A 14,825-nucleotide genomic window follows, 5' to 3' on the forward strand; every position below is an offset into this window, starting at 1 on the left:
GTCATGTAATACTGAATGATCCGGAGCTATGCTCCGCGTTCTCTAAAATCGTATGTCAACGTATATTGTCTCGCGGATCTCATTGATCCAGTCTTCCATTTCTTTGTTTTCTTTAAAGTATAACGCGAACTGCTTTATTCGGTCATAGTCGTCAGTCAGGTTTAGCTCATGTTCAGGAGAGAATCTGTGTAACATCAATATCTCGTATCCGTAATTACCGTCGCTTCCAACCCTTATTGCCTCTGTTATTCCGCCGGGGCTTACTTTGGTCAATGCTTCCAGCTCAGCGCTATCGAGCGAAGTCAGAGGTATTAAACCTGCGTACCCGCTGTCGGTTTGAGCCTGTGACCCTTGAGAGAACTCATACGCCGCCTCTTTAAAGGTCATCTCTCCGTTCTCTACCTTTGATTTTATACCGTTTAGGAAAGAAATTGTTTCAAGGTCTGAGGATTCTAGCTTTGGAAATTCGACAAGAATGTGGCGTGCTGTTCTCTTATCGCCGTTTATATTTTCGAGTTTTATTATATGATACCCAAATTGTGATTCAATTGGCTCGGAAACTTCTCCTTCTGTCATACTGAATAAGGCTTCTTCGAAAGGCTTTACGAAAACTCCCTTTCCCGCCGGTCCCAGGTATCCTCCGTTTACTGCGGAAGCCTTGTCGTCGGAATTCCTTTTTGCCAGATCTTCAAAATTTGCGCCTGCCTTTATGCTGTCAAGTATCTGTAATGCTTTTTGCTTCGCGAGATCTTTCTCCGTGTCGGAGATTTTTCTTGTAACATATATCTGCGATAGCTCATATTCTGAACTCGCCGCCGGCAAACTGTCCCTGTATGTTTCGTAAAATTCCCGTACTTCCTTGTCCGATATTTTAATACCGCCTCTGAATTTCTCGCGTTTAAGCCTGTCTGCTCTCAGTTTCTTTTCGAGGTCGTCCTTCAGCAATAGCTTGATCCTTCCAAGCGACATTCCGTATATCTCTTCCAGCTGTTTAGGCGAACCTACCTGCTCTATCAGAGATTGTATCCTGTAATCCAGCTCCCTGTTTATATCTTCCTCGCTTATTTCTACGCTGTCCTGTACTGCCTTTGCATAGATTATCTTATCGGTCAGCATCTGCTGGAATATCTGCTGGGCAATGGATGGGGTTACTTCTTGAAGCTGGTTTTGTCTTGCGTACACCTGTACCTGGTACTGAAAATCTGATTCTAATATCACGTCGTTACCCACAACTGCTAAGATCCTGTCTCCTTGCTTGGGCTGGGAATATCCCGTCCCGGCAAAGAGGATCATCAGTACAAATAATAAAATTGCTTTTTTCGACATTCTAATGTTCGTCCTTAGATTAATCTTCCGTGAATGCTTCGGTTAATACTTCGTCCTTTATAACAACAGGATATTTCTGCTTTAGGTTCTCAACATACTGCTTTTCCATTTCCTTAAATTTCTCCTGCTGTAGTATATTGGATATTTCCGACCTTACTTCGCTGAAATCCCTGTATTTTGTTTCCTCTCCATCTTTATACGCATATTTTTCCTTATTTGCTTCATAATAACTTTGCATTTCCGGATCTGTGATCTGGATCTTGCTCCATAGCTCTTCCTGGTCGACCTTAAAGCTCAATAATCCGTCTTCGTATTCCTTTAAAAGTGCCAGGTAATCATCATTATTTTCGACATTTTCCTTCTCAGCCATTACGTTCAGCAGTGGTAATTCAGCCGAGTTTTTCACTATGCTCTGAAGAGTATTGTAGTTCGCCGCATTGTTTGCGAATTCCTTGTTAATGGTGACTTGCTGTATGATGTCCTTGATCTTTATCTCACCGCCGTCATATGTTGCAACTATGGTTTCTTTATCTTGTTCCGTGAATATGCTGTCCGTATTGTTGCTTCCGATCGTCTTTGTTGAGTCGAATTTAGCCGTAAGAACCGCAAATCCGTCGTCCTTTATTTCGAAATCAAGCTTATCCCTTACCTGTTCGAGATACTTGTTGTACTCGCCCTTGTACTGCTGGCTTCTCTTGAATTCCGATTTGAGCTTATCCTTCTGCTTTTCAAATGGCTCATATTCCTTTATGTCCGTCAATTTGATAATATGGTATCCGAATCTTGTCTTTATTACGTCGGATATTTCGTCCTTCTTAAGAGAGAATGCCGCGCTGTCGAATTCCTGCACCATTCTTCTTCTGTCAAAGTATCCAAGGTCGCCTCCGTTTGGAGCGGAACCCGGATCTTGTGAAAATTGTTTTGCAAGCTCGCCAAAATCTTCACCGTTCCTTGCTCTTTGTAGTATTTCCTGCGCTTTATTGTATGCTTCTAGAGTATCGACTATGTTGCCGAGACTGTCAGTCTTGTTCTGAATTAAAATGTGTGATGCTTTTATACTTTCGACTCTTTCCTTCTTATCCGTGAGCTTTACGATGTGAAGTCCGAATTGTGTCCTGATAGGCTCTTTTGTAATATCACCAACCTTCATGGCATATACTGCGTCTTCGAATTCAGGTACCGTCATTCCGCCGGTGAAATAATACAGGTCACCGCCGTTTTGTTGTACCGTTTGGTCTTCCGACATTTCTTTCGCAACGGTTGTGAAGTCTTCACCGTTGTTAAGCCTGTCGAGCACTTGTTGTGCTTTTTGATATGCCTTTATTGAATCCTCTGCCGGTGCATTCGGAGGAAGGTTTATCAAAATATGGGAAGCTCTGACCTCGTATTTTTTCATGTCATAGAGCTTCTGTATGTTTGGTTCTATTACTTTCTGATCGATTAGGAATGTTGATAGGAAATTTTTCTTGTATTCATTGAGATCGTTCTGTATATCAGCTGACTCGAGCAGTCCTCTGTCGCGGGCATCCTTTACTTTTAATTTGAATTTTATCAGTAGGTCGAGAAATTCTTTTCTCTGGTCGAGAGTGGTCTTCTTTGCTGAATCAATATTGTTTACTGTCTTCAAAAATTGGTTTTCAAAGTCCTCGAGATAGATCTTTTCATCGCCTACCTCTGCCACAACCTTCGTTTTTTTCGATGAGCATGCGACAAGAGCTATTCCGAAGCATGCTATTATAATTAGTGCAAAATATATTGGATATTTTGTTTTTATCATGTTAATTACTTATGGGTTTATTTTACTCTGGATTTTTTGACATAAACTACAATTTTAACCATTTCCCCCTCTAATAACAAGTCAATGTATAGCCATGTTTCCTAATAAATTTATGTATTACAGATTTTTATTCTTTATCTTTTCGCATAAAAAAAATATTACAAGGAGTCCCCATTTTCTTGGACGACGTGGTAATTCCCCGTCCATCAATAATAATCCTAATATCATATGGGGATCGCTCCTATCCTCTTATTTTTTCTCCCAAATGTTTGTCATTCCCGCGCAGGCGGGAATCTAGATCCATGTGTATGGGACGAGGCAGATAATTTATTCTATTTCAATATCATACAACGAAATAAACTTATATTTCCTCTTTATATTTTCCTCTATTTTTCGGAAATTTGACAAACAACAACGTTCCGACTCTATCTAAACAGGCGGATGGGCGATAAAATTTCACTTTTCGATACAAACTTTATTGTGTGCGATGTCGAGACCACAGGAGGCTCCGCATTCAATAACCGCATCACCGAGATAGCCCTTATCAAAGTCCAGGGCTTTGAGATCACCGATAAATTAACAACGTTAATAAATCCCCGTCAGCACATTCCAACGGGTATCCAGTACCTCACCGGAATCACCAATGAGATGGTAATGAATAAACCGGTTTTCAGTGAGGTATCGGATAAGCTGGTCAGATTTATTTGCGACAGTGATTTCCCGAAGGGAAGGGGAAGGACTCTTGCTCTGCCCCACGACACGATCTTCGTCGGGCATAACGTCCGCTTCGATTATAACTTCGTCCGCGAGTCGTTCCTCCGCAACCCCGACCCGCTTGGTCTGAACATGGCAACGCTATGCACCGCTAAGCTGGCACGCCGCATCCTCAAACGCCTCAAAAGTAAGTCGCTTGCCAATGTAGCGAACCACCTGGAAATACCGCTCGACAATCATCACCGCGCTTACGATGACGCGCTCGCTACCGCTAAAATACTCATTCACTTCCTCAATAAGATGGCGGATGATTACGACTTCGAGCATACGTACGAGGTGTTGAAATTCCAGAATACGCGGATCTACACTTCCCAGAAGAAATCGCCCGCGCTCCGCAGGGTTAAGCTCGACCTCCGCACACTGCCCGACAACCCGGGCGTGTACTTTATGAGGAACCGGAACGGGGACCCCATTTACATCGGCAAGGCGAAATCACTCAAGGACCGCGTGTCGTCTTACTTCCGCCACAATGACGAACTGTCTCACAAGATACGCAAGATGCTCGCCAATGTGCACTCTGTGGATTTCCAGCTCACAGATAGCGAACTCTCCGCGCTGATACTCGAGTCACGCCTTATAAAGAAGGAGAAACCTATATTCAACTCCGCTATCAAGCGTTACCGCTTCCATCCGTTCATCAAGATTGACGTGCAGAATCATTATCCTCGAGTGGAAAAGGTGTACGAGATAGAGAACGATGGCGCTAACTATTACGGACCGTTTTCCAGCGGACTGACGGTGAATAAGCTTGTGAAGGATATCAACGCGCAGTTCAAATTGCGTAAATGCGACGAAAAGAAGTTCAAGCCGTCACGCAATCACTCTACGTGTATGTATTACGATATAGGGCAGTGTCACGCCCCGTGTAACTTAACACAGGCGCTCTCGGATTACCGTAAGGAGGTGGATAGTGTGCACCGCTACATAACTTCAGCCGAACCGGAGTCGGTACAGAGGATATTATTGAAGAAGATGGACGACTTTGCCGAGAATTTCGAGTACGAGCAGGCGGCATTTATACGTGACAGGTTAAAGGACATAGAGAAGGTGCTGAGCTACCAGAAGGTCATTACCTCCGCTATCAATAATAAGAAGATCATTATCAAATGTGATAACCGCAAGGCGCGCGAGGTATTCTTCATTCATAACGGAAAACTGGTGCAGACTTATACGCTTCGCAAGCCCCAGCGGGATTCAAGTGTCGATATGGATCAAAAGGATTTAATGGGGGAGATAACCGACACGACGGATTACCTATTCTTTTCGATTAGCAAGTTCGCACGGCATAAATACACACCGCAGGAGCTGGACGAGATAAAGGTCATTTCCAACTGGCTCGCGCTCAACCGCGACCGAAACCGCGTACTTGAAATAACCGAGCGCCACACCAAAAAAGACATCGTAAACTTCGTTTTCGGATGAGGATGTTAATCTCGTGGTAGTTCGGGAATCATAACTTTATCTGATTATTTATTGTTAATGATTACTGTTCCTACACCTAACTTAATCTCTTTTATAAAAAAACTGAAGTCGGGTAAAGCTACTTTATCGTTTGAAGGAACTATAATAAATGTTATTGTAAAATTTGTTGAATCAGTTCTTTCTCCGGCTTTTTTAAGTTCCTTCATTGTGCGGGTTAGGTCGACTATAAAAGTATTGTTCATGCTTCCGTGATGATTCTCAGCGGTTGGGTCGAAAAAGAATGCAAAACTACCTGCGTAATGGACATTGTCTGTTGAAGTTTCTTTTGTCGCCTCAGGCATATTGACATAAACTCTTACAAAAAAGTTACTTTCGATTGGCTGTTTGATATCTTCCAGAGAAAGAAGCACTTTGTTTTTGTCTGTTGGATTTGATGACATCTCTATTAGGTCTTGTCCTACTTTTACTTCCAATGTTGTATTCTTCCTGGAAGAATAGATCTCGATTCCTTTACCTATTGGAGTTTGTAATTTGTATTCCATCCTTATGTCAACACCTTCTTCTAATTTTTTCCTGAATGCTATAAATTCATTGTCTTTCTCGCTTGTAAATCTATTAAAGTTGTTTGGGCAGATAGTTTCATAAGGAGGACTTAACTCATACTTATAAGTAATTAAGGGCAAAGCGATAGTTCCTAAAACTGAGACTGTATCTATGTCATCCCCATTCCAGTCTACAAAGATATTGTTAAAAGTATGATCTTTCCAGTTGGGATCGGAAGTATTTTCATTCCCGCAATTTATGTTCCATACTGCCCACATATAATCCACCATACTATGATGACAATAGAATATCGGGTCTAATGGGGAGTGAAAAGTGCTCATAATTCCCCCAATATTGCTGTGAATATGATTATGTGGACCTGATTCAACCTGTCCCGGGCCAGATAGACTTGAGTTAACTGCAAAAGAAATAAAATCATAGCCAAGTAAGTTGGCCAGATTTGTCTCACCGACAGTTGCTATGTCGAATTGGAATGACGCATTAGCAATTCTGTTTGATTCATACAATGGGTTAGTGCTTCCCCAGAATTGCGAAGGAATTTTTCTGTCGTTTAAAGACCAATTCCAGTAAGGTAATGCGAAGCTGTTTTCACCTGTGAGTTTTCTGCATATAGTCTCAAAGTAATACAGATATGCTCTGTGCCAGGGAAAGAAAAACCAATTCCTATGTGAACAATGATAATAATGAATATTCGCTTGATAATCCCAGTTTCTTTTGTCTGTAGATGGTAACGACTTCATGATGTTGACTGCTTCTTTATAGATTGCGATCATATCGTCTAATTCCGGAGAACCATCGCGGATATATCTTCGCATTGGTCTGTTCCGTATGGCTTCTTCGATTTGTTCGCACCCGCCAAACCAAAGTGGCAATGCAAGGGAGGCAATGCCCATCGTGGATAAATAAATAAATTCTTTTCTGCTCCACTTTTTAAAACTTTCGTCTTTTCCCATAGCTTTTTTTAGGAAAATACAAACAATAAATTAAAACCGCAATAGTACACTATAAGTTTACACCAATATTTATATATTAACTGTAATAACAATATATAATAAGGGTTAAAACATTTATAAAATTACTTTAAAGACTGTTCCCGGGAGTTTCCAACTGGAAGTCCGTAACCACATCCTTGAAATAACCGAGCGCCACACCAAAAAAGACATCGTAAACTTTGTTTTCGGATAATTTTTAACTAGAAATCCACTTTCTGGGGCATTTCGGGGACACACATTTTCCCTAAATTAACACTAATTTTTCACTATATTTCCTTATCACAATGTCGCAACCAATTTCTTAACCAACTCCATACGCATGAAAAAATTTACAATTTTAGCAATTCCCGCTGTAATACTGGCATTTATATTCGCGGGAACCCAATTTACTTCGCCCGAAAATCCGGCATTTACAAAGCCCGTATCAGTAAATGAAGACCGGACAGAGATCCAGAGCCCGCAGGACGTGACCAATTGGACCACCGAAGGATACCAGGTCAAGCTCAATAACAAGCCATTCTTTGCGAAGGGGATGGGCTACCAGCCGGTACCCGTTGGATCGCACCCGAACGATTATCCCAATGGCGATTACTTTATGAAGGAGTACTCCAATATCTACGAGCCCGACATAAAGAAGATGAGGGACATGGGCGTGAACGCCATCAAAATTTACAGCTGGTATCCCGATAAGGACCACAACGACTTCCTCAATAAATGCTACAACGGCGGGAACAAGCCGATCTACGTGGCGGTGGGTTATTTTATGCCGCCCGGTACTATCATCGGGGAATTCGATGCAAAGCTCAAGCTGTTTAAACAGCTGGCGGAAAGCACGAAAAACCACCCGGCGATAATGGGCTATATGCTCGGTAACGAGAACGTTGGGGGCGACGTGAATAACTCAGCCTTCTGGACCAACTATAACAAGATAGCCGCCGCGCTGAAATCTATCGCGCCCAATAAGCTCACGTTCACCGGGCTCGTGGACGACGGTATGGCATCGGTAAAAGCCGGCAACAATTATATGGTGAACCTCGACGTGTGGGGGATCAACGTGTTCCGGGGAAAGACGCTGGGTAACTTTTACTCGACGTACCAGTCGGCATCTAAGAAACCGTGCTTCATAACCGAGCTGGGCTTTCCGGCAACGGTGCGTGAGAACGGCGTGCCGAAGATGATGCCCGATAACGCGGACGATGTGGGCGAATACGCGGAGGACGTGCTGAACGAGATCCACAATAACAGTTCGGATGACGAACCCGATGATCCCATCGCGGGGGTGTTCTGGTTCATGTTCTGCGATGAGTGGTGGAAGCAGGAGTGCCCGGCGTGCTACGGAAGCCCCTGCGCGTGCAGTAAGTCCACGCACGACTTCACAAAAGATAATTACACGGATAACTTCCCCGGCAAGTACTGGGACGAAGAGTGGTTCGGTCTGTACACCGCCGACCGCCAGCCCCGCGCTGCCGTAAACGTCATAAAAGAGCTCTGGGGACACTAGGAGCCGTTAAAGATTTTTATGCAAAGGCAGTCATTTAATAATGGTTGCCTTTTTTGTTTGTCTTTGTATGATCCTTATTTCAATGAGCTAAGCTGTCTCTGCGGACGGGGGAGGCTTACCGTCCCGGTAAACTGGGACCGCGGAAAGCTTACCGCCCGCGCCCGCACCTATACTAGGTCGTAGACCTAATTTTAACATATTTACTTTTCTATGATGGCAGGGAGTCACCCCTCACCATGGTAGGTTGATTTAAAGAACGGTGAGAATATTTCCTACACCGAATCTGTTACCGTGGTTGATTTCTCCGAAGGAGTGCCTACGGCAAAAGTTCGGCGAGAATATTTCCTACCCCGAGTCTGTTACCGTGGTTGATTTCTCCGAAGGAGTGCCTACGGCAAAAGTTCGGCGAGAATAGTTGTTGGCGGGGGTTCATTTCATTCACCCATAACACCAACAACGGCATTACATTTTTACCCCCCCCTCGGTCCCCCCTTTGATAAATGGGGGAGGAATAGAGACAGGTATTATATTCTCCCATTTTACACATGTTCTAATCCGGTCAAGGACCGAACGCGTAATGTACCTCTAACGGAGGCATACCGCTTGTAGGTTGATTAGGTAAGGCATAAGCCCTCCTGAGTAAAGTGTAAAGATAGTGTGAAAATGGGGAGGATGTAAGGAGAAAAGGGTTAGATGCGTATATATACTTTTTTTCTTTTTGTATAATCTCGGATATTTTAAAAGAATTACTTAATTGCATTACCAAATTTATCATCGACGTTCACTAAGTCATACAAAATGAATTTAGTTTCAACATGATTTTCTTTGCATTCAAAATACTCGGGAATGAAAAAATCAGTTTTAATTGAAAAATCTTTATGGCTTTGGTCAAGTATTCCATTTTCAATTAGAAAATCTATAAGATTTGATAGATTGTCATTAATTTTATCAATATCGAGTTCTCCATAATGAGAAAATGAAACAAAGGGTAATATATCATAATAATACTTGAATTTTTTTATAAAAGTTGTAAAGTCATCATCATTAGTTTTTTTTAGTATCCTTGTGTAAATTGTTAACAAAAAGATTCCAACTTCATGAGCAGAGTTGATTAAGTCCCACTCAACAAAAGCATATTTTTCATAGGGACTTGAAAATTTTACAATTTTTGGAATACGTATATATTCGAACACATTTTCATTCAAAATCCTCAATTCTGAGGCATTATAAGGGTTTACTTTAAAATCTTTTCTTATTACGTCAAATAACTCTGGTTTTTTAACTATCCTTTCAAATATCTCTTGGTAGATAATTTTTTTAGAGTTAAAGTAGACAAATTTTATTTGCGTAAACTCATAATTAGCATTCAGCAAAAACCTTTGAAAATTTATTATAGAGTCTATAGTAAAAGTTATATTTTGCCTCCGTTTATATGAGTTTGAAAATAACATTGATTTTTCACCTTTCCAATTTTTCAGATATTTATCTATATATAAATTTGGGAAATAAATACTCATTAAATAGTTTGATAACTCGTCACTAATGGCTGCTGGAAATAAATATATTATGTTCCCACAATCTTTAAAGTCTTGGACAATATAAGATCCAGACTCGGTGATAAATGGTATTGGCCATAAGTCATTATTGAATACTGTACTCTCAAATAAATCAATAATATTAATGTAATGGAAAATGATTAATCTACATAGAGAATAGATTTTTTCAATCGGATTTAGATCAAAAACCTTTTCTATATATTTTTCATAAATTAAACTTAGATGATTATGAAAAATCTTATCATACCATTTAAAATTTTGTATTTTTGATCTACTTATGTTAATCTTTATATCCTCTGAGTTCTCAAAGTTTGCAATCAATTGGGGGACTGGGAAATAATATTTTTCTGGTTCCATCTTGGATTGTAAGTAATCGCTATATTTTTGATCTAACTTCATATAACCTAGCTCATATTCTTCATAGTCTGGAGGTTCCGGATTTGATAATAATATTCCGTTTAAGTAAACCTTATAGGGTAATCTTGAATTGAAAACTTCACTTTCATAATCATTCACAGTGTATGATGTCCAGGTTTCGGACCAGTTAAATCTTGTAGATGGGGGTATTGTGTCAGATCGATTAATAACTTTTGCTTCATCATAACTAAAATTATACTCATCATTCATTAATAGATCCATATCAGCTTGTTTAGGTATCATATAGGAGAGTGATCCATTAACATTTTCCAATTTTAAATCGATTTTTAAATCAAAATCTAATTTAAGAAATAACTCATCAGCTAAGTAAGAACTATATTCTTCGAAGATTTCATTCGTAGGATATTCTAAATCAATCGAGTGTATTTCAAAATTATCTTTTTGAAAGTTTAAATATGTATCTTTGTATTCATTATTAATCACTAGTACTTTGCTGGTTTTAGTTTTAATCAATATAGGAATGTCAACAAACCCAGCAATTGTTTTAATATATTCCACTAAATTATTTTCATCAAATTCCTCACCTATTCTATCTAAAATTTCATTATTTATATAAATATTAATTTTAGTTCCGATTGGTGTTTCATTAGTTGATTTAACTGATTCTATTCTGAATTGTTTATCAACTGATGGGATTTTTATTTTTAGTAGATTTTGACTATTGCTAATGTATTGATCTCTATGTGTTTCTATTTCTATTCCCTCAGCGACCATAAAACAGCTTAATATACCAATTCCAAACCTAGATATAGAATCGATATTTAATCCTTCTCTTATGAATTCATTGCTTCTATAATAACTTTTTCCGGCAATACTTAAATAATTCTTGATAATGTATTCATCCATACCAATCCCATCATCTTTTATTGTAACAACCATTCCATTCGTGTACTGGTCTATGGACACATCAATTTGTCCGATAAAATTTATTTGTTTTAGATTTAGTAGCTTTCTTCTTAAATGAATAGCATCAATACTGTTCTGCAAAAGTTCTCGTATAAACACTTTAGAATCATTGTCATAAATTTCATCACTTAAAATATTGAACATTTGTTTTCTATCAAATTCAAATTGTATGGAGATTGGGACAAAACCTTTTGCATCAACATTCCACTCAACGTGTTTTAGATCTAAAAAATATTTTTGAATATTCATTTGATCTAGAAGATTATTACATTGGTTCAATTCATTTTCGCACAGTATCCTTAAATCTGTAAGACTAGCATAAACTATATAGTCATCAGTACCTCCTGTTACAAGAATAACTCTTCCTAAAAGATACTCTCGTGTTGTTATAGAATATAGAGCTCTATGTTTTTGCCATTCAAGTTTGGAAGTGAGATCTCTTGGATTAATGAACTTCCACAAGATAAAAGGAGTTCTTTGCTCACTTATGTCCAAAAGATCTATTAGCCTTAGATAAATTGTTAAGGCTTTTATATTTATATTTTCATTTAAAACAGAGAAAGATATTGGGTAATTCTGATAATCGTTTAATTTTTCAAAATCATATAAATGTCCCTCACAAACTCGTGCGGCTGCTTCCCCAACTCCATTATTAATAGTATCAAAATATTTTCTTATCCGAGCGCCACTTCTATCACCGTGAGTTTTTCTAATATAATCCCTCCATTTTTTTAATGGAATGTCTGCTAAAAAAGTTATATTACTTATTGGAATTTGTTCGTCAGTAGCAAAGTTAAATAGTCTTTGCCACTCATCACTTATTAAACAAAAATCAGAAATATTTTTCTCATACTTTAATCCTTTACTTAAGATGTATTCTTTTTCATCTTTGCTAATTGCCATTCCCCAGTCATGTCCATATAAGGATAAGGATAAAATAAATAGTTCTGTTGCATTCAAAGATTTAATCAAATTTTCCCCTAGAAGAATCTGAGCATTATGAAATAATCTCGAAAAATGATTTTCTTCATCATGGGGAGTGTATTCATCGAAAAGTAAATTTATATATTTTGTCTCATTTGAAACCTTTTCACGAAAAGAATCAAGGATAGAAATATAATTAAAATTTATGTCCTTTCTACATTCCGACTTGAACTCTAATTCATTAATTATCAAACAATCAGGTAACTTTGTATGCTCCAAACCAATTTGTTATTTTAATTTTTTTTTAAAAAATAACTATAATCATTTAAAATAACAATATTTCTAAAGGATAATACTATAAATAAATTGGCTAAACTGCCCAATTACATTAGCTTTACTACCTATCTCGACTCCATCCGATAAATCGAGTTCGGACGGGACTACCTTCGGTAGTAGTATAAGATACTAACAAAAAAGGCAAGCCTTCTGATGAGCTTGCCTTTCGGATTTATTACTGCCTATATGGGGTTAAAACATAGTTGCTTGTTATTCGTCTTTTTTGTCGTCGTCTACTACTTCGAAGTCGGCGTTTTCTACGTTATCGCCTTCGCTTCCACCACCCTGTGTCTGCTCTCCGTCTGAGGGCGGGGGAGTCTGACTTCCTGCGCCACCACCTTGCGGTCCGGATTGTCCTCCCGGCTGTTGAGCGGACTGCTCATACATTTTAGAGGAGGCTTCCTGCCAGAGCTTGTTGTAGTCATCTATAGCGGAGCGTATCTCATTTTTATCGGTGCCTGCTTTTACACTGTTGACGCGGTCGAGAGCGGCTTGAATCTTGCTCTTTGTATCCGCATCGAGTTTGTCGCCGAGTTCCTTGAGCTGTTTTTCGCCCTGGAACGCGATCGAGTCGGCTTCGTTTTGGACGTCTATAAGTTCTTTCTTTTGTTTGTCTTCTTCAGCGTGTTCTTTAGCGTCTGATTTCATCTTTTCTATCTCCTGATCACTCAGACCGGAGGAGTGCGTGATCTTGATATCCTGAGTCTTGCCCGTGCCGAGGTCTTTGGCGGATACGTTGAGGATACCGTTAGCATCGATGTCGAAGGTGACCTCGATCTGCGGGAGCCCTCTTGGAGCCGGGGGTATTCCATCGAGATGGAAGCGTCCGAGCGTCCTATTGTCATTCGCCATAGGGCGTTCACCCTGAAGCACGTGTATCTCTACAGAGGGCTGATTATCCGACGCGGTCGAGAATGTCTGCGACTTTTTGGTCGGGATAGTCGTATTGGCTTCGATGAGCTTTGTCATCACACCGCCGAGAGTTTCGATACCGAGCGAGAGCGGGGTAACGTCGAGCAGGAGCACGTCCTGTACGTCACCGGCAAGCACACCGCCCTGAATAGCGGCGCCGATCGCGACGACTTCATCCGGGTTAACACCTTTGTGTGGTTCTTTGCCGAATATCTTTTTCACCGTCTCCTGAACGAGCGGGATACGGGTAGAGCCACCGACGAGAATAACTTCGTCGATCTCATTAGCGCTGAAGCCTGAGTCTTCGAGAGCTTTTTTGCACGGTCCAACCGTTCTGTCAACGAGGTCGCTGATGAGCTGTTCGAATTTAGAACGCGTGATGGTTTCGAGGAGGAACTTAGCTCCGTCCTGCGTAGCCGTGATGTACGGAAGGTTAACTTCCGTAGAAGTCGAAGTAGAGAGCGCCTTTTTGGCGTTTTCCGCGGCTTCTTTTAGTCTTTGAAGAGCGATCGGGTCCTTGCGGAGATCGACGCCTTCTTTTTTCTGGAATTCGTCGGCGAGGTAATCAATGAGCACCTGGTCGAAGTCATCACCACCGAGGTGACCGTCACCGTTGGTGGATTTCACTTCGAAAACGCCGTCACCGAGTTCCAGTATGGAAATATCGAATGTACCACCGCCAAGGTCGTACACAGCGACTTTTTCGTTAGCTTTCTTTTTGTCGAGACCGTAGGCAAGCGCTGCCGCCGTGGGTTCGTTTATAATACGTTTTACATCGAGTCCGGCGATCTTTCCGGCGTCTTTTGTTGCCTGCCTTTGCGAGTCATTGAAGTAAGCAGGGACAGTAACGACGGCTTCTGTAACTGGCTGTCCGAGATAGTCTTCCGCGGTCTTCTTCATTTTTTGAAGAATCATAGCGGAAATCTCCGGCGGAGAGTAAACTCTCTTTTGTCCAGTAGCCGGGTCGTCGATCTCGATACGCGCGGTATCGTTTTCGCCTTTGATCACTTTGTACGGAACCTTGCCAATCTCATCTGTGACCTCATCATATCTGCGACCCATGAACCTCTTGATGGAGGATATGGTGTTCTGCGGGTTTGTGATCGCCTGCCTTTTGGCGGCATCACCTACGAGCCTGTCTCCGTTCTTTGTGAAAGCCACGACGGACGGTGTAGTCCGGTGTCCTTCAGCATTGGGGATAACGACGGGGTCGCTACCTTCCATAACGGCGACACAGGAGTTCGTAGTACCCAGGTCGATTCCAATTATTTTTCCCATTTTTGTTTTCCTTTCTTTTTAAAACTCTTTCGAAGTAAGCCGGTTTTAAAAATTTTGGGTTATGTTAAAAAAGTTATTTATCTTTATCACAACAATCATCGAATACAACATTCAAAAAT

The 14,825-nt window shown here is 40.5% G+C and carries 7 protein-coding genes; 2 read left to right on the top strand and 5 right to left on the bottom strand.

Annotated elements, in window-relative coordinates:
• Positions 1 to 42 precede the first annotated feature (42 nt).
• Together H6614_02980 and H6614_02985 are read right to left on the bottom strand one after the other, a co-directional pair.
• On the bottom strand, positions 43 to 1,326 hold the full coding sequence (locus H6614_02980) for a peptidylprolyl isomerase (protein ID MCB9242612.1): 1,284 nt from the start codon (positions 1,324 to 1,326) through the stop codon (positions 43 to 45).
• 19 nt (positions 1,327 to 1,345) lie between these two features.
• Positions 1,346 to 3,103 (bottom strand): peptidylprolyl isomerase, encoded by a 1,758-nt coding sequence (locus H6614_02985; GenBank protein MCB9242613.1) that lies wholly within the window; start codon positions 3,101 to 3,103, stop codon positions 1,346 to 1,348.
• A 441-nt stretch (positions 3,104 to 3,544) separates the two neighbouring features.
• Between H6614_02985 and H6614_02990 the strand changes: the two genes are divergently transcribed.
• Positions 3,545 to 5,299: a GIY-YIG nuclease family protein gene (locus tag H6614_02990; GenBank protein MCB9242614.1), complete on the top strand. Its 1,755-nt coding sequence runs from the start codon at positions 3,545 to 3,547 to the stop codon at positions 5,297 to 5,299.
• Between the two features lie 44 nt (positions 5,300 to 5,343).
• Here H6614_02990 and H6614_02995 read toward each other — a convergent pair whose 3' ends face one another.
• Complete coding sequence (locus H6614_02995) at positions 5,344 to 6,816, bottom strand: tyrosinase family protein (protein MCB9242615.1); 1,473 nt, start codon at positions 6,814 to 6,816, stop codon at positions 5,344 to 5,346.
• Positions 6,817 to 7,174: 358 nt separating this feature from the next.
• Between H6614_02995 and H6614_03000 the strand changes: the two genes are divergently transcribed.
• The gene (locus H6614_03000; protein ID MCB9242616.1) at positions 7,175 to 8,356 is read left to right on the top strand and encodes a hypothetical protein; all 1,182 of its coding nucleotides are present in this window, start codon (positions 7,175 to 7,177) and stop codon (positions 8,354 to 8,356) included.
• 746 nt (positions 8,357 to 9,102) lie between these two features.
• Here the strand turns inward: H6614_03000 and H6614_03005 are convergent.
• Complete coding sequence (locus H6614_03005; GenBank protein ID MCB9242617.1) at positions 9,103 to 12,459, bottom strand: ATP-binding protein; 3,357 nt, start codon at positions 12,457 to 12,459, stop codon at positions 9,103 to 9,105.
• A 267-nt stretch (positions 12,460 to 12,726) separates the two neighbouring features.
• On the bottom strand, positions 12,727 to 14,706 hold the full coding sequence (gene dnaK, locus H6614_03010) for a molecular chaperone DnaK (protein MCB9242618.1): 1,980 nt from the start codon (positions 14,704 to 14,706) through the stop codon (positions 12,727 to 12,729).
• Between the last annotated feature and the right edge of the window lie 119 nt (positions 14,707 to 14,825).

The sequence above is a fragment of the Ignavibacteriales bacterium genome (assembly GCA_020635255.1).
Classification (GTDB): domain Bacteria; phylum Bacteroidota; class Ignavibacteria; order Tepidaquicellales; family Tepidaquicellaceae; genus JAEYVS01.